19 protein-coding genes and 2 pseudogenes are annotated in these 19,200 nt (G+C 67.5%); 11 read left to right on the forward strand and 10 right to left on the reverse strand.

What is annotated here, in order from left to right:
- Window positions 1-163: 163 nt before the first annotated feature.
- Both NLI89_RS07670 and NLI89_RS07675 read left to right on the forward strand, forming a co-directional pair.
- Window positions 164-601, forward strand: a complete 438-nt coding sequence (locus NLI89_RS07670; RefSeq protein ID WP_254686486.1) for a copper chaperone PCu(A)C — start codon at window positions 164-166, stop codon at window positions 599-601.
- Entirely contained in the window at window positions 598-1,077 is a 480-nt protein-coding gene (locus tag NLI89_RS07675; RefSeq protein WP_254686487.1) for a vgr related protein, read from the forward strand. The genes NLI89_RS07670 and NLI89_RS07675 overlap by 4 nt, the downstream gene beginning before the upstream one ends.
- A gap of 254 nt (window positions 1,078-1,331) precedes the next feature.
- Here the strand turns inward: NLI89_RS07675 and NLI89_RS07680 are convergent, their stop codons facing one another.
- The 4 genes from NLI89_RS07680 to hrcA all read right to left on the reverse strand — a co-directional run bounded on the left by NLI89_RS07680 (window position 1,332) and on the right by hrcA (window position 4,633).
- The gene (locus tag NLI89_RS07680) at window positions 1,332-1,571 is read right to left on the reverse strand and encodes a hypothetical protein (RefSeq protein ID WP_254686488.1); all 240 of its coding nucleotides are present in this window, start codon (window positions 1,569-1,571) and stop codon (window positions 1,332-1,334) included.
- A 107-nt stretch (window positions 1,572-1,678) separates the two neighbouring features.
- On the reverse strand, window positions 1,679-2,902 hold the full coding sequence (locus tag NLI89_RS07685; RefSeq protein WP_254686489.1) for a threonine synthase: 1,224 nt from the start codon (window positions 2,900-2,902) through the stop codon (window positions 1,679-1,681).
- A gap of 122 nt (window positions 2,903-3,024) precedes the next feature.
- Window positions 3,025-3,564 carry a nucleotide exchange factor GrpE gene (gene grpE / locus NLI89_RS07690; protein ID WP_254686490.1) on the reverse strand — a complete coding sequence of 180 codons (540 nt, stop codon included), beginning with the start codon at window positions 3,562-3,564 and terminating at the stop codon, window positions 3,025-3,027.
- A 25-nt stretch (window positions 3,565-3,589) separates the two neighbouring features.
- Window positions 3,590-4,633, reverse strand: coding sequence for a heat-inducible transcriptional repressor HrcA (gene hrcA / locus NLI89_RS07695; protein ID WP_254686491.1), 1,044 nt, complete (start codon window positions 4,631-4,633; stop codon window positions 3,590-3,592).
- A 154-nt stretch (window positions 4,634-4,787) separates the two neighbouring features.
- On the opposite strand from hrcA, the gene rph reads away from it, so the two are divergent.
- Both rph and rdgB read left to right on the forward strand, forming a co-directional pair.
- Window positions 4,788-5,504 (forward strand): ribonuclease PH, encoded by a 717-nt coding sequence (gene rph / locus NLI89_RS07700; protein ID WP_254686492.1) that lies wholly within the window; start codon window positions 4,788-4,790, stop codon window positions 5,502-5,504.
- The gene (rdgB, locus tag NLI89_RS07705; protein WP_254686493.1) at window positions 5,501-6,136 is read left to right on the forward strand and encodes an RdgB/HAM1 family non-canonical purine NTP pyrophosphatase; all 636 of its coding nucleotides are present in this window, start codon (window positions 5,501-5,503) and stop codon (window positions 6,134-6,136) included. Before rph ends, rdgB begins: the two co-directional genes overlap by 4 nt.
- 155 nt (window positions 6,137-6,291) lie before the next feature.
- Here the strand turns inward: rdgB and NLI89_RS07710 are convergent, their stop codons facing one another.
- A complete protein-coding gene (locus NLI89_RS07710; RefSeq protein WP_439144490.1) occupies window positions 6,292-7,086 on the reverse strand; it encodes an EAL domain-containing protein in 795 nt (264 codons plus the stop codon).
- 67 nt (window positions 7,087-7,153) lie between these two features.
- A complete protein-coding gene (locus NLI89_RS07715; RefSeq protein ID WP_254686494.1) occupies window positions 7,154-7,711 on the reverse strand; it encodes a CAP domain-containing protein in 558 nt (185 codons plus the stop codon).
- Between the two features lie 43 nt (window positions 7,712-7,754).
- On the opposite strand from NLI89_RS07715, the gene hemW reads away from it, so the two are divergent.
- Window positions 7,755-8,927 carry a radical SAM family heme chaperone HemW gene (hemW, locus tag NLI89_RS07720; RefSeq protein ID WP_254686495.1) on the forward strand — a complete coding sequence of 391 codons (1,173 nt, stop codon included), beginning with the start codon at window positions 7,755-7,757 and terminating at the stop codon, window positions 8,925-8,927.
- 129 nt (window positions 8,928-9,056) lie between these two features.
- Here the strand turns inward: hemW and NLI89_RS07725 are convergent.
- The 3 genes and pseudogenes from NLI89_RS07725 to NLI89_RS07735 all read right to left on the reverse strand — a co-directional run.
- A pseudogene (locus NLI89_RS07725) lies at window positions 9,057-9,191 on the reverse strand (penicillin-binding protein activator); the annotation flags it as partial.
- 116 nt (window positions 9,192-9,307) lie between these two features.
- Window positions 9,308-9,439 (reverse strand): annotated as a pseudogene (locus NLI89_RS07730) (penicillin-binding protein activator); the annotation flags it as partial.
- A gap of 121 nt (window positions 9,440-9,560) precedes the next feature.
- Complete coding sequence (locus NLI89_RS07735) at window positions 9,561-10,733, reverse strand: penicillin-binding protein activator (RefSeq protein ID WP_254686496.1); 1,173 nt, start codon at window positions 10,731-10,733, stop codon at window positions 9,561-9,563.
- A 52-nt stretch (window positions 10,734-10,785) separates the two neighbouring features.
- Here NLI89_RS07735 and rsmI point away from each other — a divergent pair, with 52 nt between their 5' ends.
- The 4 genes from rsmI (at window position 10,786) to NLI89_RS07755 (ending at window position 14,053) form a co-directional block, all read left to right on the forward strand.
- Window positions 10,786-11,634 (forward strand): 16S rRNA (cytidine(1402)-2'-O)-methyltransferase, encoded by an 849-nt coding sequence (rsmI, locus tag NLI89_RS07740; RefSeq protein WP_254686497.1) that lies wholly within the window; start codon window positions 10,786-10,788, stop codon window positions 11,632-11,634.
- A gap of 123 nt (window positions 11,635-11,757) precedes the next feature.
- Window positions 11,758-12,111, forward strand: a complete 354-nt coding sequence (locus tag NLI89_RS07745) for a YraN family protein (protein WP_187505055.1) — start codon at window positions 11,758-11,760, stop codon at window positions 12,109-12,111.
- 184 nt (window positions 12,112-12,295) lie between these two features.
- Window positions 12,296-13,249 carry a glutathione synthase gene (gene gshB / locus NLI89_RS07750; protein WP_254686498.1) on the forward strand — a complete coding sequence of 318 codons (954 nt, stop codon included), beginning with the start codon at window positions 12,296-12,298 and terminating at the stop codon, window positions 13,247-13,249.
- A gap of 198 nt (window positions 13,250-13,447) precedes the next feature.
- A complete protein-coding gene (locus tag NLI89_RS07755) occupies window positions 13,448-14,053 on the forward strand; it encodes a DedA family protein (RefSeq protein WP_254686499.1) in 606 nt (201 codons plus the stop codon).
- A gap of 2 nt (window positions 14,054-14,055) precedes the next feature.
- Here the strand turns inward: NLI89_RS07755 and NLI89_RS07760 are convergent, their stop codons facing one another.
- Window positions 14,056-14,955, reverse strand: a complete 900-nt coding sequence (locus NLI89_RS07760) for a tyrosine recombinase XerC (RefSeq protein ID WP_254686500.1) — start codon at window positions 14,953-14,955, stop codon at window positions 14,056-14,058.
- 62 nt (window positions 14,956-15,017) lie between these two features.
- Here NLI89_RS07760 and NLI89_RS07765 point away from each other — a divergent pair, with 62 nt between their 5' ends.
- Together NLI89_RS07765 and NLI89_RS07770 are read left to right on the forward strand one after the other, a co-directional pair.
- Window positions 15,018-16,478 carry a sensor domain-containing diguanylate cyclase gene (locus tag NLI89_RS07765; protein ID WP_254686501.1) on the forward strand — a complete coding sequence of 487 codons (1,461 nt, stop codon included), beginning with the start codon at window positions 15,018-15,020 and terminating at the stop codon, window positions 16,476-16,478.
- A 42-nt stretch (window positions 16,479-16,520) separates the two neighbouring features.
- Window positions 16,521-18,692, forward strand: coding sequence for a primosomal protein N' (locus NLI89_RS07770; protein ID WP_254686502.1), 2,172 nt, complete (start codon window positions 16,521-16,523; stop codon window positions 18,690-18,692).
- The last annotated feature ends 508 nt before the right edge of the window (window positions 18,693-19,200 follow it).

Here is a 19,200-nt window from a genome sequence, read left to right on the forward strand (position 1 = left end):
CTGATTAGCCCCTCACTTGAAACGAAAATACGAAACCGGTTCCACCCCGTTACGGCAGTGGAACCTTTCTGATGATGGGCGCGATATAGGTGGCCTCGCGCTTGCCGCAAGATTGTACCGGTCATAGGATGCGCAAGTGGTCTGGCCCGGAGAAAAGTAACCTATGCGTATCGTTTTCGGACTGGGTGTTGCCGCGATGGCACTCGCGTCGTGCTCGCAGCCCAAGGAGTTGTCGGTCGACGGCGCCTATATCCGGCTGGGCGCGGTGACCGGACGCCCTGCGGCGGCGTATTTCACGGTGCACGGCGGGCCGACCCCGGCGACGCTGATCTCGGTCACCACCGACGTCGCGATCAAGGCCGAGATGCACGAGACGATGGCCAAGAACGGCGTCACCTCGATGGCGCCATTCACGCGCCTGGAGATTCCGGCGAACACCGACGTCGCCTTCGCGCCGGGCGGGCGGCACGTGATGCTGTTCAACATGAACCCCGGGATCAAGCCGGGCGCGCGGGCGATGCTGACCTTCGCGTTCGCCGACGGGACGCGGATCCTGTACAACGCAAACGTCGTGGCTGCGGGGACCGCGGCCGAGAAGTGACCCGTAAAGACGCGAGGCGCGCGTTGACCGAAGGGGAGACGGCGTTGGCGGCGTCGGTGTTCGGAAGCGCGATCGACTATTCCCGGGTCAGCCTGACGCGGCGCAAATGGGCGTTCTTCCAGCCGCGCGACACGGTGATGGCCCCGCGCGGCTGCATCCACTTCCACCCCAAGGGCGACCTGTGGTGCGACGATTTCGCGCACGCGCATTTGACGCTGCAAGGGCTGTTCATCCACGAGATGACGCACATCTGGCAGCACCAGCGCGGCGTGTTCCTGCCCTTGGCGCGGCATCCCTGGTGCCGGTACGACTATGCGTTCCGGCCGGGGGTGGCGCTGCATCGCTACGGGATCGAGCAGCAGGGCGAGATCGTGCGGCATGCGTTCCTGCTGCGCGCGGGGGCGAAGGTGGCAGGCGCACCGCCGCTCGAGCAGTATGAGACGGTGCTACCGTTTACGCCCCAGGTGGTGGTCTGAAATTCATCGATCCTCCCCTGCAAGGGGAGGTGGCGCGAAGCGACGGAGGGGTATCGCCCTATCGAGAGCGCATCACCCCTCCGTCAGCGCTCCGCGCTGCCACCTCCCCTTGCAGGGGAGGAAAAAAGGTCGCGCCCCCGTGATTGCTTCCGTCCCCGCCCCACCGTCATCCCAGCGAAAGCTGGGATCTCAAGCGGCAGGCGCGCGCGCTGTCACGGGGAGATCCCAGCTTTCGCTGGGATGACGAGTATTGGTCAGAGCCAGCTACGACCATCCGCTCCGCCACACCCATAAGGCGGCAACTGCCCTGGGAACCGCGCCTGCATCTTGTGGCAACCCCACGCCCGCATCGGCCCCGGCGCATAGCCGTTCAGCGCGATGCCGACCTCGTCATAAGGGCTCGCCCCTTGCGCGACGTACATGTACCAACGCCCGCCGAACATCACCGCCGCCGCGATGAGCACCACGCAAACGACCTGTACGATTTTCTGCATTGAAGCCCCCTTTGGTAAAGAAGGGCGCCCCGTTGCAGACAACATGGATCAATTTCAACCACCGATCTGGTAGATCGCGCTCCACCCGATCGGCAGAAATCCGCGGCTTACAGCGCGTCGAAATCGATAGGTCGTGTCCGATCAAGCGCTTGCGGCGCTTCCGGCATCGGATATTTCAAACCGGTCGCACAGTTAAAAAGAACAACCTTGTCGTCCTCGTCCACCAGCCCGGTGTTCAGCGCCTGATGATACGCCGCGAGCGTCGCGCCGCCTTCGGGGCATAGCAGCAGCCCGTCCTGCTTCGCCGCGGCGTCGACCGCCTTCAGGATTGCCGGATCGCCGACCGCCAGCGCCTGCCCGCCCGACTCCCGCACCGCGCGCAGGATCAGGAAGTCGCCGACCGCCTTCGGCACGCGGATGCCCGCCGCGACGGTGCTCGCGTCTTCCCAGCGCTCGGCATGCTCCTCGCCCGCCTCGAACGCGCGCACGATCGGCGCGCAGCCGCTTGCCTGCACCGCGAACATCTTGGGCCGCTCGGAGCCGATCCAGCCGAGCCTTTCGAGTTCGTCGAACGCCTTCCACATCCCGATCAGCCCGGTGCCGCCACCGGTCGGGTAGAAGATCGCATCCGGCAGTTTCCAGCCGAACTGCGCGGCGAGTTCGAGGCCCATCGTCTTCTTGCCCTCGATCCGATAGGGCTCCTTCAACGTCGAAAAATCGAACCAGCGGCCTTCCGCGGCGCCCTTGCCGACGATCGCGCCGCAATCGTCGATCAGGCCGTTCACCCGCCAGACCCGCGCGCCCTGCATCGCGATCTCGCGGACGTTGATCTCGGGCGTGTCGTCCGGGCAGAACACGATCGTCTCGATCCCGCACCGCGTCGCGTAGGCGGCCAGCGCCGCGCCCGCATTGCCGTTGGTCGGCATCGCGATCTTCGTGACGCCGAGCTCCTTCGCCATCGCGACGGCCATGACGAGGCCCCGCGCCTTGAAAGAGCCGGTCGGGAGGCGGCCCTCGTCCTTCACGAGGACGTTGGGGCCTCCGGACTTCGTCAGCGGTACAAGCGGCGTCTCGATCTCGCCAAGGCTGACGATGTTGTCCGTGTGACGGACTGGAAGCAGCTCGCGCCACCGCCAAAGATCGGTCGGCCGCGCCTCGATCGTGTCGCGCGAAACCGCGGACCGTACCGCGTCGAGGTCGTAGCGCACGAGCAACGGCCGCCCGGCGCGCGACAGCCCATGAAGCTGGTCCGCCTCATACCGCTCACCGGTGATCGAGCATTCGAGATGCGTGACGAAGGTCTGGCGATCGGCGGTGAGGTTCTGGTTCATGGACTGCTCTCCCCCCTCCCTGGAAGGGAGGGGTCGGGGGTGGGTCGATGTGGGGCGGGCGCACCGATAGCCAACCGGCCGACCCACCCCCAGCCCCTCCCTTTCAGGGAGGGGAGCAAGGGTTAGCCGGCCTTGGCGACGCCGACCATCGCGGGACGCAGCAGGCGGTCCTTGATCATGTAGCCGACCTGCATCTCCTGGACGATCGTGCCCGGCGGCTGGTCGCTCGGGATTTCCATCATCGCCTGGTGCTTGTTCGGGTCGAGCATCTGGCCTTCCGCGGCGATCTTGGTGATGCCGTGGCGCTGGAACACGCTCTCCAGCTCGCGACCGGTCGCTTCGAGGCCAGTAACGAGCCCCTTCATCTTCTCGTCCGAACGCAGGTCCGCCGGGATCGCCGACAGACCACGCGCGAGGTTGTCCGCAACCGACAGCACGTCGCGCGCGAACGCCGTCGCGGCATAGGCGCGCGCGTCCTGCGCTTCCTTCTCGGCGCGGCGGCGGACGTTCTGGATTTCGGCTTGCGCGTACAGGACGTTCTGCTTGGCCTCGGCGAGCTGGTTCTCCAACTCGGCGACGCGGTCGTTGGTCGCGACTTCGGGCGCGTCTTCAGCGGTCTCTTCGCGCAGGTCTGCAGGCGTGTTCTGGTCGATGTCGGACATTGCTTTCCCTATAAAATTGGCCGGCTCAACCCATCAACCGGGCGAGCGTTGCAGCCGTGAAATCCACCATGGGCACGACGCGCGCATAGTTCAACCGCGTGGGGCCGATCACACCGACCACGCCGACCACCCGGCCGTCCAACCCGCGGAACGGTCGCGCAATCACCGAAGACCCTGACAACGCGAACAATTTGGTCTCCGCGCCGATGAAAATGCGGGTCGAATCGCCCGCCCGCGCACTGTCCAAAAGCGATGCGACTTCCTGCTTTCCCTCGAGATCGTCGAGCAGGTCGCGGACCCGGTCGAGATCGGCCGCGGCAGCGGCATCGATCAACCGCCCTTGCCCGCGCACGATCAGCACCGGACGTCGATCCGCATCCTCACTCCACACCGCGATGCCGCGCTCAACCAAAGTCCGCGCCGCGCCGTCCAGTGCCGCCTGCCCGTCCGTCAGCTCGCGTTCGATCCGGCCCCGCGCCTCGGCCAGCGTCAGGCCGCCAAGCGTCGCCGACATGTAATTGCCCGCCTCGATCAACGCGGACGCCGACATGCCCTTGGGCAGCGCGATCACGCGATTCTCGACCGAGCCGTCCTCGCTGACCAGCACTGCCAGCGCCTGTTCGGGCGACAGCGCGACGAACGCGATCTGGCGCAGTTTCAGCTCGCGCTTGGGCACCATCACCAACCCGGCGCAGGCCGACAGCCCCGACAGCGCGAGCGTGGTCGCGGCGAGCGCTTCCTCGACCGGGCCACCGACGCCGGCGCGGGCCTCGATCGTCTGGCGCTCCTCGATCGAGGGCTCCATCGCCTGCATCATGCCGTCGACGAACAGCCGCAAGCCCCGGTCGGTCGGCATTCGGCCGGCGCTGGTATGCGGGCTGGCGAGTAGCCCCAGTCCTTCGAGTTCGCCCATCACACCACGAATCGAGGCGGGCGACAGGCTGAGGCCGGTCAGCTGCGCGATCGTCTTCGACCCGACCGGCGTGCCGCTGGCGAGATAGCTGTCGACGACCGCACGGAAGATGTCGCGCGCGCGATCGGTCAGTTCGGTGACGGGGGGCGTGGCCATCGCTTTGATCTAGGCTGGCGAGCGACCAAACGAAAGGCTAGGCAGCGGCAAAACCCGTTCCCTCGCGAATGCGGGGGTCCAGGAGTCACGGGCGTTGTGCTGCGTGATCCTGGGCTCCCGCTTTCGCGGGAGAACCAAGCAAGGACGACACATCATGCGCCCATCCGGCCGCGCCCCAGACCAGATGCGTGCGATCACGATCGAGCCACGCTTCACCAAGCATGCCGAAGGCTCCGTCCTGATCGGCTTCGGCGACACCAAAGTGCTCGTCACCGCCAGCGTCGAGGAAAAGGTCCCGCCGTTCATGCGCGGCAAGGGCGAAGGCTGGGTGACCGCCGAATACGGCATGCTCCCGCGCGCCACCAACACGCGCAACAACCGCGAGGCCGCCAAGGGCAAGCAGTCGGGCCGCACGCAGGAAATCCAGCGGCTGATCGGGCGCAGCTTGCGCGCGGTGGTCGACCTGAAGCTGCTCGGCGAGCGCCAGATCGTGATCGATTGCGACGTGATCCAGGCCGACGGCGGCACGCGCACCGCATCGATCTCGGGCGGCTGGGTCGCGCTGCGGCTCGCCATTGATGGCTTGCTGGCAAGCGGCAAGCTGACCGCCGACCCGCTGACGCAGAAGGTCGCGGCGATCAGCTGCGGGATCTACCAGGGCAATCCGGTGCTCGACCTCGATTATATCGAGGATTCGGGCGCGGATGCGGATGCGAACTTCGTGCTGCTGGAGAGCGGCAACATCGCCGAGGCGCAGGCAACCGCCGAGGGCGCGACGTATGACGAGGAGGCGCTGCTCCGCCTGCTGAGGCTCGCGCGGATCGGCTGCACCGACATCTTCGCGGCCCAGGCAAAGGCGGTCGCCAAGTGAGCGGCGAGGGGAAGGAGCCGCAGGCGATCCGCAAGCTCGCACCGGGCAAGCTGGTCATCGCCAGCCACAACAAGGGCAAGGTTCGCGAGATCGCGGCGTTGCTCGAAGGGCGTGGGCTCGAAGTCGTCTCGGCCGCCGAACTCGACCTGCCCGAGCCGATCGAGACGGGCACGACCTTCTTCGCGAACGCCGAACTGAAGGCGCGCTCAGCCGCGGACCTGTCGGGCTACCCCGCGCTTGCCGACGACAGCGGGCTGTGCGTCGACGCGCTGGGTGGCGACCCGGGCGTATACACCGCCGACTGGGCGGAAACGCCGAACGGTCGCGACTGGATGATGGCGATGCAGAAGGTCGAGGACGCCGTCGCCGCCAAGGGCCCGGATGCGAGCCGCGCCGCGCATTTCGTCAGCGTGCTCGCGCTCGCGTGGCCGGATGGTCACGTCGAATGGTTCGAGGGCCGTGCCGAGGGGACGCTGGCCTGGCCGCCGCGCGGGAATGTCGGGTTCGGCTACGACCCGGTGTTCGTGCCGCTCGGCTACGACCAGACCTACGCCGAACTCCCGCACGAAACGAAGAACGCGATCAGCCACCGCAACGAAGCGTTCAAGCTGCTCGAAGCCGCGGTGTTCTGATTTGTATCGATCCTCCCCCGCCAGGGGGAGGTGGCTGGCACTCGCCAGACGGAGGGGGAGGAAAGGGCAACGATCGTTCCGTGTCCTCCCCCTCCGTCACCTGCGGTGCCACCTCCCCCTGGCGGGGGAGGATCCAAGTTACGATTTCAGCACCCTCAAACGGCGATCATCTGCTTCCTGGGCCAGTTCACGACCGGCAACGCCTCGAACGCCGGTTTCGCCAGCAGATACCCCTGGATATACCGCACGCCCAACGCACGCAGGGCGTCGTACTCGCCTTCGGTCTCGACCCCCTCGGCGATCACCGAGATCCCCAACCCCGCGCACATCCGCAGCATCCCCTCGACGATCATCCGTCGCGGCAGGCTCGTGTCGAGATCGCGGATCAGCTCCATGTCGAGCTTGATGATATCCGGCTGGAACCGCGCGAGCAGGTTCAGCCCCGCATGCCCCGCCCCGAAATCGTCGAGCGCGGTGCCGAAGCCCATCTTCTGATAGGTCGCGATGATGTTCGCGACATGCGCGGGATCGAGCATCTCCTCGTTCTCGGTGAACTCGAAGATCAGCCGGTCGGTCGGCATCCCCACCGCGCCCGCGGTCTTCAGCGTCAACTGGATGCACGCCGCCGGCGAATACACCGCGTTCGGGAGGAAGTTGATCGAAAGCCGCGCGGGCGTATCGAGCAGCCCGGCCTTCACCGACGCCTCGATCGCGCGCACCCGGCACTGCTGGTCGAACGCATACAGATTGGCCGCATCGACCTGGCCCAACACGCTCGCCGCCGACTGACCCTCGGGCCCGCGCACCAACGCCTCGTACGCGAAGACCGTCTCCGTCTCGACATCGACGATCGGCTGGAACGCCATCGAGAAGGCGAACGACAGGCCGGCGCCGTCACGACATCCGACGCAACCGATACGGGGCACATCGGGTAAGGGTACTGGTTTCATTAAAGTAGGTTAGGCCGAAACCACTTAAGAAAATACCACTGTCCCGAAACTACCGGCTTGCTCCAGATCAATAGGCACGTTCGCCGAAGACATTGCCGGGCGGCGAATAGCGGCACACCAGATAGTCATCGGTCTTGTTGCTCGCCATCGCGCAGCCGACCTGGGTCGAGCCGCGCCAGACGATCTGCGTGTAGTGCGCGACGTCGTCGACTTTGCCGGTGCGGCTGAATCCGGGGGTCGGCATGTTGATGAAATCGCGCTTCTCGGCGACCCAGTGGCCGATCATCTCGGGATAGGCATAGGCATAGCGCGTGCCGGTCCACAAATTCTCGCCTTCGCGGGTCATGCCCTGCGGCTGCGGAGCGTGCGCGAATTTCCGCGTGCGCGCCATTTCCTCGGCATAGGCGCGCGCGGTGATCACCAGCGTGTCGCTCCAGGTCAGCGGCGCAACGCCCACCGCGGCGCGCGCGGCATTGTGGCCGTCCATCATCGCGGTCTTGAGCAGGCTCGCACCGCGCGGGGCCGGCGCCATCGATTCGCGCGGCTCGACGACTCGCTCGGGCCCCTGCGCGCAACCTGCCAGCACCAGCGCCCCGGCGATCGCCAAACCCATCCGTGCCGTCATAGCGCTTCCTTCGGCCGCCCCGTGCGACCATATGCGCGAGATAATGCCCGTCTTCGAAACACCAAGCCCCAACGCTCATCCTACGGGCGATCTCGCGCTCTACGTCCATTGGCCGTTCTGCGTGTCGAAATGCCCGTATTGCGACTTCAACAGCCATGTCCGCGACGAGGTGGACCAGGCAGCCTGGCGCGCCGCGCTGCTGATCGACCTCGACCATGAAGCGCGCGTGCTGCCGGGGCGGAAGTTGCAGTCGATCTTCTTCGGCGGTGGCACGCCGTCGCTGATGCCGCCCGAGACCGTCGCGGCCGTGCTGAATGCGGCGGAGAAGGCGTGGGGTTTCGCCGACGGAATCGAGATCACGCTGGAGGCGAACCCGTCCTCGGTCGAGGCGGCAAGGTTTGCCGATCTGGCGAGCGCGGGCGTGAACCGGGTATCGCTCGGGCTGCAATCGCTCGACGACCAGGCGCTGAAGTTCCTCGGCCGCGCGCATGACGTGAACGAGGGACAGGCCGCGCTCGCCACCGCGCAGAGCGTGTTTCCCCGCGTGAGTTTCGACCTGATCTATGCCCTCCCCGGCCAGCGGCTCGACGACTGGCGTGCGGAACTGGCGCGCGCGCTAAGCCTGGGGACGGAGCATCTCTCGCTGTATCAGCTGACGATCGAAGCCGGCACGCGGTTCGCGACCGAGGCGCTCGCGGGGCGGATCGTGATCCCGGACGGCGACTCGGCGGCCGACCTGTTCGAGGCGACGCGCGCCGACACCGCGGCGGCGGGGCTGCCCGCATACGAGACGTCGAACCATGCGCGCCCGGGAGCGGAGAGCCGCCACAACCTCGCTTACTGGCGGTACCAGGATTATGCCGGGATCGGGCCCGGCGCGCATGGCCGGCGTGGCGGGCTGGCGACGGTGCGGCGGAAGAAGCCGGAGAACTGGCTGGCGGCGATCGAGCGGAATGGCCACGGGATGGAAGTCGAGGATCCGCTGACGCCCTCGACGCGGGCGACCGAGGCGCTGCTGATGGGGTTGCGGCTGGCCGAAGGGGTGGATCTGGACCGCATCACGGCGCTGAACGCGGGTATCGTGCCGGTGGACTTGGCAGCCGTGGCGCGGTTGGAGGCGCTGGGGCTGATCGCCCACACACCGGGACGCCTGCGAGTCACCGAAGCCGGCGCGCTGCTCCTCGACGCGATCCTGCCGGAAATCGTAACGGCTTAGGCGGCTGCGTTACTCTTCCCCCCTCCCTGAAAGGGAGGGGCTGGGGGTGGGTAGGCCAGTTGGCTATCGGTGTACCCGCCCCAAACCAACCCACCCCCTACCCCTCCCTTCCAGGGAGGGGGGAAGATGCTACTTCCCGAACCCGGCCGGCGCGGGCGAGACGACCGTCGTCGTGCCGCCGCGGATTTCCTTCATCTCAAGCGCCCGCTCGGCAACGTTGTCCTTGCCGAAGCGAAACGCGCCATCGATGCCCGCAAACCCGCCGCTCTTCCCCCCTCCCTGAAAGGGAGGGGCCGGGGGTGGGTCGGTATGGGGCGGGCGCGTCGATAGCCAATGGCCGACCCACCCCTACCCCTCCCCTCCAGGGAGGGGCGAAGATGCTACTTCCCGAAACCCGCCGGTGCGGGTGAGACCACCGTGGTCGTGCCGCCACGGATTTCCTTCACCTCAAGCGCGCGTTCGGCGACATTGTCACGACCGAAGCGAAACGCGCCATCGATGCCCGCAAAGCCGTCGCTCTTCCCCCCTCCCTGAAAGGGAGGGGCCGGGGGTGGGTCGGTATGGGGCGGGCGCGTCGATAGCCAATTGGCCGACCCACCCCCTACCCCTCCCCTCCAGGGAGGGGCGAAGATGCTACTTCCCGAACCCGGCCGGCGCGGGCGAGACCACCGTCGTCGTGCCGCCGCGGATTTCCTTCACCTCAAGCGCCCGCTCGGCGACATTGTCACGACCGAAGCGGAACGCGCCGTCGATGCCCGCAAAGCCGTCGCTATCGCGCAGGCGGTTCACCGGGAACGGCGTGCCGGGCTTCCAGTCGCGCGCGATACGCACCGTCAGCAGGACCGAGTCGTACCCGAGGCTCGACAGGCGGTACGGCCCTGCCCCGAACCGCGCGCGGTATTTGGCGGCATATTGGCGGTACAGCGTGTCCGAGACGCTGGCGTACCACGCGCCCGACAGCGCAGGCTTCGCGGCAATGCCCGAGTCCGAATTCCAGAGTTCGGTGCCGAGGATACGCGTCGACGCACCGCCGCCGCGCTTGACCATCGCCGCTGCCGAAGCTGCGGTGGCGCCGCCGTCGGCGATCAGGACCGCGTCATAAGGGGCTTTCGCCGCGAGCCGCGTGACTGCACCGGAAACGCCGCCGGGACCGCGCGCATAGGTCTGGAGCGAGACGACCTGGCCACCCGCGCCTTCGACGGCGCGGAGGAACGCGGTCGAGGCGCGCTCACCGTACAGGCCGTTGGGGACTAGGCCGGCGAAGTTGCTGACGCCGCGCTCCTTGGCGAAATCGACGACGCGCGCGATCGATTGGGTCGGGACATAGCCCATCAGATACGCGCCATTGCCCGCCACGCCGAGATCGTTGGAGAAGCTCAGCACCGGGATGTTCGCGGCGCGCGCGATCGGCGCGACCGCACGGACATCGTCGGCGAGCAGCGGCCCGAGGATCAGCTGCGCACCCTCGGCGATCGCGCGCTGCGCGGCGGCGGCGGCGCCGGTCGCGGTGTCGTAGTTGGTGATCCGGACGCGCTGGTTCTGCGTGTCGAGCAGCGCGAGCATCGTCGCGTTGGCGATCGAGGTGCCAACGCCCGCATTGCTGCCCGACAGCGGGACGAGCAGCGCGACGCGGTTACGCTCGGCATCGCGCGGGATGCCGGTCTCGACGCCGATATCGGGACGATCAACGGGCCGCGTGGTCGGGCGCTGCTGCGACGGCTCGAGCGGCCCACGCGGGACGATCGTCTGGCACGCGCCGAGCAGGCACGCCGCGGCAAGCGTCGCCCATCGCCCGATGGTACGCATTGAGTGCCGGCCGGATTGCCCTATCGTCGTCGCGTCTGCCATGACCGTCCCCATGAACCCTGAAACTCTTCTCGATCCCGGCCTCTACATCGTCGCGACCCCGATCGGCAATCTTGGCGATCTGTCGCCGCGCGCCGCCGACATCCTCCGCCGTGCCGACGTGATCGCGGTCGAGGACAGCCGCGTGACCGCCGGCTTGCTCCGCCACATCGGCACGAAGACGCCGATGGTGCCGTATCACGATCACAGCGCGGAGGGCGTGCGGCCGGCGCTGATCGCGCGGATGGCGACGCAGGCGGTGGCGCTGGTGTCGGATGCGGGGACGCCGCTGATTTCGGATCCGGGCTTCAAGCTGGTGCGCGATGCGCGTGCGGCGGGGCATCTGGTGGTGACGATCCCCGGACCCTGCGCGGCCGTGGCGGCGCTGACGCTGGCGGGGCTGCCGACCGACCGGTTCCTGTTCGTCGGCTTCCTCCCCTCGAAGCTGCACGCGCGGGCGGAGGCGATCGCCGAGATCGCGCCGATCCGCGCGACGCTCGTCATGTATGAGTCGGGGCCGCGGCTGGGGGCGTGCCTGGCGGCGCTGCTCGAAGGGCTCGGCGACCGCGAAGCGGCGGTGACGCGCGAGATCAGCAAGAAGTTCGAGGAGGCGGTGACGGGGACGCTGTCGACGCTAGCCGAGCGCTATGCGGACTCGCCACCGCGTGGGGAGATCGTGATCGTCGTGGCGCCGCCGGGCGAGGCTCCGCCGGCGAGCGCGGAGGATGGCGACACGGCGTTGACCGAAGCGCTCACTCGCCTGTCCACTGGCCAAGCCGCAAGCGAAGTCGCGAAGAAGCTCGGCCTCGACCGCAAGACCCTCTACGCGCGGGCGCTGGAACTGAAGGCGGAGAAGGGGTGACCCCCCTTCTTCCCCCCTCCCTGAAAGGGAGGTGCCGGGGGTGGGTCGGCCGCTTGGTATCCGCAGCACCAGCCAACAAACCAAACCACCCCCAACCCCTCCCTTTCAGGGATGGGAGCAGGCATGCGTGACCGCCGCTCCGCAGAGATCGCCGGCCGGCGCGGCGAGCGCTTGGCGGGGTGGTGGCTGCGGCTGAAGGGCTGGAGCATCCTCGATCGCCGGGTCCGCACCCCCGCCGGCGAGGTCGATCTCGTCGCGCGCAAAGGAAACCTGATCGCCTTCGTCGAGGTGAAAACCCGCGCGACCGCCGCCGAACTCGACTTCGCGATCGACGAACGCCGCCTCGCCCGCGTCGCCGCAGCGGCTGAATATCTGATGCCGCGCTATGCCGGACCGGGCGACGACATCCGCGTCGACGTCATCCTGCTCGCACCGGGTACGCGGCCGCGGCATATCGAGAATGCATGGATCGGGTAGGGATCGGGTAGGGATCGGGTAGGGATCAGGCGAGCGTGGGTGACAAATCCCACCCGCCTTCCTAAGTCCCGATCCGAACCATCCCGACCCGTCACCCCAGCGGACGCTGGGGTCTTCCAGTTACGGGGAGACCCCAGCGTCCGCTGGGGTGACGGAAATCGGGATGCATGGAAGGAATGCGAGAATGAGCCTCACCGTCGCCGTCCAGATGGACCCGCTCGACAGCATCAACATCGCCGGCGATTCGACGTTCGCGCTAATGCTGTCGGCGCAGGATCGTGGCCATAAGCTCTTCCACTATTCCGCCGAGGACCTGAACTACCGCGACGGCCGGGTTTGGGCGAAGGCGCATCCGGTCACCGTGCAGCGCGTCGTCGGCGACCATTTCTCGGTTGGCGAGCCGGTGAACCTCGACCTCGGCGACGAGGCCGATGTCGTGCTGATGCGCCAGGATCCCCCGTTCGATCTCGGCTACATCACCGCGACGCACCTGCTCGAGCGGATCGCCGACAAGACGCTGGTCGTGAACGATCCCGCGCAGGTGCGGAATGCGCCCGAAAAGGTGTTCGTGCTCGATTACCCGCAGTTCATGCCGCCGACTTTGGTCACCCGCTCGCTCGACGAGGCGCGCAAATTCCTCGCCGAGCACGGCGCGATCGTCATCAAGCCGCTGCACGGCAATGGCGGCAAGGCGATCTTCAAGGTCGAGTCGGACGGCGCGAACCTGTCGGCGCTGATGGAGGTCTTCAACATGACGTGGCGCGAGCCGCACATGGTGCAGGCGTTCCTCCCCGACGTCGCGAAGGGTGACAAACGGATCGTGCTCATCGACGGCGAGGTCGCGGGCGCGATCAACCGCCTGCCGGGCGAAGGCGAAATCCGCTCGAACCTCGCGGTCGGCGGGTCGGCGGAGAAGTCGGAACTGACCGAAAAGGAGCGCGAAATCTGTGCGGTGTTGGGGCCGGAACTGAAGAAGCGCGGGTTGCTGTTCGTCGGGATCGACGTGATCGGGGGCACGTGGCTGACCGAGATCAACGTGACGTCACCGACCGGAATCGTCGCGATCGAGAAGTTCGATGGGACCGATGTCGCCGGCATGATCTGGGATGCGATCGAGGCGAAGGTCGCGGCGCGGTAGCCTTTCCAAAAAAACACCACCCCGGCGGAGGCCGGGGCCCAATTGGAAAGGTCGTCGTAACGGAGCGCCGTCCTCCGTCATAACCGTCCCCCAATTGGGCCCCGGCCTTCGCCGGGGTGGTGCAATGGTGGGCCAGGGTAGCGCAATGGTGGAACCCATCACGGAACCCTTCTGGCGTCCCGGCAGTATCTCATACCCATGACCGAATTCATCCTCGATCTCATCGCCTGGGGCGGATATTTCGGTATCTTCCTGTTGATGGCGCTCGAGAATATCGTGCCTCCCGTCCCGTCCGAAGTGATCATGGGGCTCGGCGGCATGGCGGTCGCGCGCGGCAACATGAGCATCGTGCCGCTGATCGCCTGGGGCACCGCGGGCTCGGTCGTCGGCAATTACTTCTGGTATTATATCGGCCGCAACATCGGCTACGAGCGCTTCCGCCCGTTCATCGAGCGCAACGGCCGCTGGCTGACGATGGAATGGTCGGACGTCGAGAAGATCCACCGCTTCTTCATGAAGCGCGGCGGCTGGGTGATCTTCGTGTTCCGGTTCATGCCAACCTTCCGCACGGTCATCTCGCTCCCCGCGGGGATGACGTGCATGCCGATCTGGCAGTTCGTAATCTGGACCGCGGCCGGCAGCGCGATCTGGAATACCGTGCTCGCCTATGCGGGCATCCTGCTCGGCTCGCATTTCTCCGAACTCGACCGCTATGTCGGGCCGGTCGCGGTGGCGACGTTCGCGGTGATCATCATCGGCTATGTGTGGCGCGTCGTCACGTGGAAGCCGAAGGGCTCGGCCTGACCTCAGGCCCGCGGATGCGCGTTGCGGTACACGTCCATCAGATGCGCGGCGTCGACCTGCGTATAGACCTGCGTCGAACTCAGGCTCGCATGGCCCAGCAGTTCCTGTAGCGCGCGCAGATCCGCACCCCGCCCCAGCAGATGCGTCGCGAAGCTGTGGCGCAGCGCATGCGGCGTCGTCCGGTCGCCGAGCCCGAGCCGCGCGCGCGCGGCCTGCACCCCGCGCCGGATCATCACCGGCGATAGCGCGCCGCCCTTCGCGCCCCGAAACAGCGGCGCGTCGCGCGTGATCGGCCAGGGCGTCTGCGCGACATAGGCCTCGATCGCCGCGCGGACCTGCGGCAACAGCGGCACCACGCGGGTCTTGTCGCGCTTGCCCTTCACCCGGATCGTCTCGCCGAGCGGCAGGATCTCGCCCCGCAACGTCAGCGCTTCGCCGATCCGCAGCCCCGCGCCGTACAACAGCATCAGCACCGCCCAGTCGCGCGCGCCGATCCACGGCTCGGCGGCATCGTCAGCCACCTCCTCCGCCAACGCGACCGCCTCGGCCGGCGAGATCGGCCGCGGCACGCCGGTCTTGACGCGCGGCCCCCGCATCCGCGGTTGCTCGGCGGCTTCGTTCGCCCAGACGAGGAACCCGCGCACCGCCGACAATTCGCGTGCGGCCGAGGCATTGCCGAGTCCCAATTCGCGACGCTGCGCCAGATACGCACGGAGGTCCGTCGCCGTCACCCGCGCCAGCGCCGCACGGTCGATCGCCTCGCCCCAATGGCCGATCAGGAACGCGGTCAGCCGCTCCGCCGCCGCGCGATAGGCACGCACCGTATGCACCGATCGACGCCGATCCCGCGCGAGATGATCGGCCCAAAGCATCGACGGCGGCAGAACTTCGTTATACTCCATGATTGGACAGTAACGCGTTAAGTGACCAAAGAAAATTAACCTCCGTCGCGATAGTCAGTACCATGTCCCCCGCCGATCTCCTGTCCGAGTCCTTTGCCGACGAAAAGCGGCGCGTGTCGGCACTTCACGCGCTGGCGCTGCTCGACAGCCAGCCGGAACGCGAATTCGATGCGCTGGTGGCGTTGGCGGCAGAGATGCTGGACTGCCCGACCGCGCTCATGACTCTCGTCGATAGCGACCGGCTATGGATCAAGGCCGCGGCGGGCGGCGAACGCGGCGAGATCAGCCGTGATATCGGCATGTGCGCCTACACGATCCAGAACGAGGTTCCCCTCGTGATCACGGACCTCGACGCCGACCCGCGGTTTTCGGCCAATCCGCTGGTCATGGCGGAGCAGGGAGCCCGTTTTTACGCCGGGGCGGCGATCCATGCGACCGACGGCGCGGGCCGGCGTCACGCGATCGGCACGATATGCGTCATCGACACGACGCCCCGCAGTCTCGACGATGCCGGCCGCCGGGCGCTGGTGCATCTGGCGACGCTGGCGGAAACCGCGATCGCCGCACGCTCCGCCGCCAACCGGGCGATCGCGATCGCCACCACCGCGGACCGACAGGCCGCGACACTCGAGCGTCAGGACCGGATCTTCCGCCAGGCGGAGCGGATGGCGGCGATGGGATCGTGGCGCACCTCGCTCGATCACGAACAGATGGACTGGTCCGACGGCGTCTTTCACATCTACGGCCTGCCGGTCGGCCCGGTGCCCGACATGGACGTCGCGTTGAGCTTCTACCCGCCGCACGCGCAGGACAAGCTGAGCACCGCGATGGCCCTGACCCTCGAGACGGGGATGCCGTTCGACATCGAGGTCGATTTCACCACCGCGCAGGGCGAGCCGCGCCGCGTGCGCGTGCTGGGCGAACTCGAGAACGACTCGGGTACCACGGTTGGCTTTGTCGGCGTGTTCCAGGACGTGACCGAGCGCCATGCCCTCGAAACCATGTTGCGGCGCACCGCCGACACCGATTCGCTGACCGGGATCGCCAATCGTGCCGCCTTCGACCGCGCGCTCGATACGGCGATGACGCGCGCGCATACCGATGGCACGCCGTTGTTGCTCGCGCTGGTCGATCTCGACGGGTTCAAGGCGATCAACGACACGCTGGGACATACTGCAGGCGACGACGTGCTGCGCGGCGTCGGCCGCGAATTGCAGGCGCGATGGCTGATGGGCAGTTTCGTCGCGCGACTTGGCGGCGACGAGTTTGCCGTACTGATCGAGAACCCGACGCTTGCCGCGACGCCGGCGCAGGTCTGTGCGCGGCTCGAGGACTCGCTGCGGTTTCCCATCGCCATGAACGGCCTTGCGATGGTCAGCGCCGGAACCGTCGGGATCGCCGCGCTCGCACCGGACTGCCACTCGATCCGCGATTTCGTCCACCGCGCGGATACCGTGTTGTACGAGGCCAAGCGTGCCCGGGTGGGTGAGCGCCGACGGACGGACCGGCGAACCGCCGCGTAAGGCGGTTCACGCAGGAGCGATCTGGCCCCATATACGGACACGATGTCGTCCCGCGCCCGTGTCCTGATCCTCAACGCCGCCCTCGGGCCGCTCGACTACCGCGTGCCGGCCGGCATGGAGGTCGGGCCGGGCTCGATCGTCGTCGCGCCGCTCGGGCCAAGGCAGTTGCTCGGCGTGGTATGGGAGGCGGAGCGGATGCCGTCGGATGCGGAGGTCGGCGACAACCGGCTGCGCAACCTGCTCGCGGTCGCCGACGTGCCGCCGCTGGGAGCGCCGCTGCGGCGGCTGGTCGAGTGGACCGCGGATTATTACCTCGCGCCACCGGCGTCGGTGTTGCGGATGACGCTGGCGTCGACCTCGGCGCTGGAGGGCGCGCGGACGGCGATCGAGTACCGGTCCACCGGCGTCGTGCCGCCGCGCCTGACGCCGCAACGCGAGCAGGCGCTGGAGCGGATCGGTGATCGCCAGGGCCTGATCCGTGAGTTGGCGACGACCGCCGACGTCAGCGACGCGGTGATCCGCGGGCTGGTGAAGGTCGGTGCGATCGAGACGGTCGAGGTCAGTCTGGACAGCCCCTACCCTGTCCCCGATCCCTCGCATCACGAGCCGACCTTGTCCGAGGACCAGCGGGCGGCGGCCGATGCCCTGGTCGCTGGCGTTGCCGAGCACGCGTTCCACCCGACGTTGCTCGACGGGGTGACCGGCTCGGGCAAGACCGAAGTGTATTTCGAGGCGGTGGCTCAGGCGATCCGCGACGGGCGCCAGACTTTGGTGCTGCTGCCCGAGATCGCGCTGACCGAACCGTTCCTCAAGCGCTTCCACGACCGGTTCGGGTGCGAGCCGATCGCGTGGCATTCGGGTTTGCGGTCGACCCAGCGGCGTCGGGCTTGGCGCGCGATCGCGAGCGGCGAGGCGCTGGTGACGGTTGGGGCGCGGTCCGCGTTGTTCCTGCCCTACCGCGACCTCGGGCTGATCGTCGTCGACGAGGCGCACGAGACGAGCTTCAAGCAGGAAGAGGGCGTGCATTATCACGCGCGCGACGTCGCAGTGATGCGCGGCAAGTTCGAGGGGTGTCCGGTCATCCTCGCCTCCGCAACGCCGGCCATCGAGACTCGACAACAGGTCGCGACCGGGCGCTATGCGGAATTGAAGCTGCCAGGGCGGTTCGGGGCGGCGGAGATGCCGACGATCGAGTCGATCGACCTGATCAAGGAACCGCCGGAACGCGGCCGCTGGCTGGCACCGCGCCTCGTCAAGGCGATGCAGGAGACCTTGGAGCGGCGCGAGCAGTCGTTGCTGTTCCTCAACCGGCGTGGCTATGCGCCGCTGACCTTGTGCCGGACCTGTGGGCACCGGTTCCAATGCCCGAACTGCACCGCGTGGATGGTCGAGCACCGCCTGACGCGCAGGCTGGCCTGCCATCATTGCGGCCACATCGAACCGACACCGCGCGTGTGTCCGGAGTGCAAGGGCGAGGATACGCTGGTCGCGTGCGGGCCGGGTGTCGAGCGGATCGCGGACGAGGTGACGGCGCTGTTCCCCGAGGCGAAGACGGCGGTGGTCACGTCGGACACGATCTGGTCGCCGGCCAAGGCGGCAGAGTTCGTCGGGCGGATGGAGGCGGGCGATATCGACATCGTCGTCGGCACGCAGCTGGTGACGAAGGGGTATCATTTCCCGAACCTGACTCTGGTCGGCGTGGTCGATGCGGATCTCGGGCTCGATGGCGGCGACCTGCGCGCGGCGGAACGCACGTTCCAGCAGATCCGGCAGGTGTCGGGACGCGCCGGACGCGGCGAGAAGCCGGGACACGTGTTCATCCAGACGCATAGCCCGGGCGCGCAGGTGATGCAGGCGCTGATCACCGGCGATGCGGATGCGTTCTATGCGGCGGAGACGGACGCGCGGAAGGACGCAGGCGCGCCGCCGTTCGGGCGATACGCGGCGATCGTGGTGTCGTCGGAGGACCAGTCCTGCGCGCATGATACGGCGAAGCTAGTGGGGCGGAGTGCGCCCGAGGTCGAGGGGATGCACGTGTATGGGCCCGCGCCGGCGCCGTTGGCGATGCTTCGGGGGCGACACCGGTACCGGCTGCTGGTCCATGCGCGGCGGGCGCTGGATGTGCAGGATGTCATCCGGGCGTGGCTGGGGAAGCTGGACTGGCCGTCGAAGGTGCGGGTGACGGTCGACGTCGACCCGTATAATTTCCTGTAGCTTCCCCCACAGACCGTCATCCCAGCGAAAGCTGGGATATCATCGGGGCGGACGCTGCGACCCGGAACGGGGAGATCCCAGCTTGCGCTGGGATGACGGTTGGGGGCGCGCGGCTGCCCGACGCAAGCTCGCAAGCCGGTAAACGTCTGCACGAATATCTTTTGCAGAGGATACCCCCTCTCACGACCGTCATCCCAGCGAAAGCTGGGATATCATCGGGGCGAGTGCTGCGACCCGGAACGGGGAGATCCCAGCTTGCGCTGGGATGACGGTTGGGGGGCGCGTATGCCCGACGCAAGCTCGCAAGCCGGTAGACGTCTGCCCGAATATTTTCTGTAGTGGGTACCCCTCTCACGACCGTCATCCCAGCAAAAGCTGGGATATCATCGGGACGAGTGCTGCGACCCGGATCGGGGAGATCCCAGCTTTCGCTGGGATGACGTTTGGGGGCGCGCGGCTGGCCGACGCAAGCTCGCAAGCCGGTGGACGTCTGCCCGAATATTTTCTG

Source organism: Sphingomonas faeni (assembly GCF_024273235.1).
In the GTDB taxonomy this organism is placed as follows: Bacteria; Pseudomonadota; Alphaproteobacteria; order Sphingomonadales; family Sphingomonadaceae; genus Sphingomonas; species Sphingomonas faeni_A.

Excerpts from the sequence above, each read along its gene's own strand:
- NLI89_RS07670 (WP_254686486.1), top strand. The coding sequence starts at position 164 with ATGCGTATCGTTTTCGGACTGGGTGTTGCCGCGATGGCACTCGCGTCG.
- rph (WP_254686492.1), top strand. The coding sequence starts at position 4,788 with ATGCGCCCATCCGGCCGCGCCCCAGACCAGATGCGTGCGATCACGATC.
- rsmI (WP_254686497.1), top strand. The coding sequence starts at position 10,786 with ATGAACCCTGAAACTCTTCTCGATCCCGGCCTCTACATCGTCGCGACC.
- NLI89_RS07710 (WP_439144490.1), bottom strand. The coding sequence starts at position 7,086 with ATGAAACCAGTACCCTTACCCGATGTGCCCCGTATCGGTTGCGTCGGA.
- NLI89_RS07755 (WP_254686499.1), top strand. The coding sequence starts at position 13,448 with ATGACCGAATTCATCCTCGATCTCATCGCCTGGGGCGGATATTTCGGT.
- gshB (WP_254686498.1), top strand. The coding sequence starts at position 12,296 with ATGAGCCTCACCGTCGCCGTCCAGATGGACCCGCTCGACAGCATCAAC.
- hrcA (WP_254686491.1), bottom strand. The coding sequence starts at position 4,633 with ATGGCCACGCCCCCCGTCACCGAACTGACCGATCGCGCGCGCGACATC.
- hemW (WP_254686495.1), top strand. The coding sequence starts at position 7,755 with ATGCCCGTCTTCGAAACACCAAGCCCCAACGCTCATCCTACGGGCGAT.
- NLI89_RS07770 (WP_254686502.1), top strand. The coding sequence starts at position 16,521 with ATGTCGTCCCGCGCCCGTGTCCTGATCCTCAACGCCGCCCTCGGGCCG.
- NLI89_RS07715 (WP_254686494.1), bottom strand. The coding sequence starts at position 7,711 with ATGACGGCACGGATGGGTTTGGCGATCGCCGGGGCGCTGGTGCTGGCA.
- NLI89_RS07735 (WP_254686496.1), bottom strand. The coding sequence starts at position 10,733 with ATGCGTACCATCGGGCGATGGGCGACGCTTGCCGCGGCGTGCCTGCTC.
- NLI89_RS07765 (WP_254686501.1), top strand. The coding sequence starts at position 15,018 with ATGTCCCCCGCCGATCTCCTGTCCGAGTCCTTTGCCGACGAAAAGCGG.
- grpE (WP_254686490.1), bottom strand. The coding sequence starts at position 3,564 with ATGTCCGACATCGACCAGAACACGCCTGCAGACCTGCGCGAAGAGACC.
- NLI89_RS07760 (WP_254686500.1), bottom strand. The coding sequence starts at position 14,955 with ATGGAGTATAACGAAGTTCTGCCGCCGTCGATGCTTTGGGCCGATCAT.
- NLI89_RS07680 (WP_254686488.1), bottom strand. The coding sequence starts at position 1,571 with ATGCAGAAAATCGTACAGGTCGTTTGCGTGGTGCTCATCGCGGCGGCG.
- NLI89_RS07745 (WP_187505055.1), top strand. The coding sequence starts at position 11,758 with ATGCGTGACCGCCGCTCCGCAGAGATCGCCGGCCGGCGCGGCGAGCGC.
- NLI89_RS07685 (WP_254686489.1), bottom strand. The coding sequence starts at position 2,902 with ATGAACCAGAACCTCACCGCCGATCGCCAGACCTTCGTCACGCATCTC.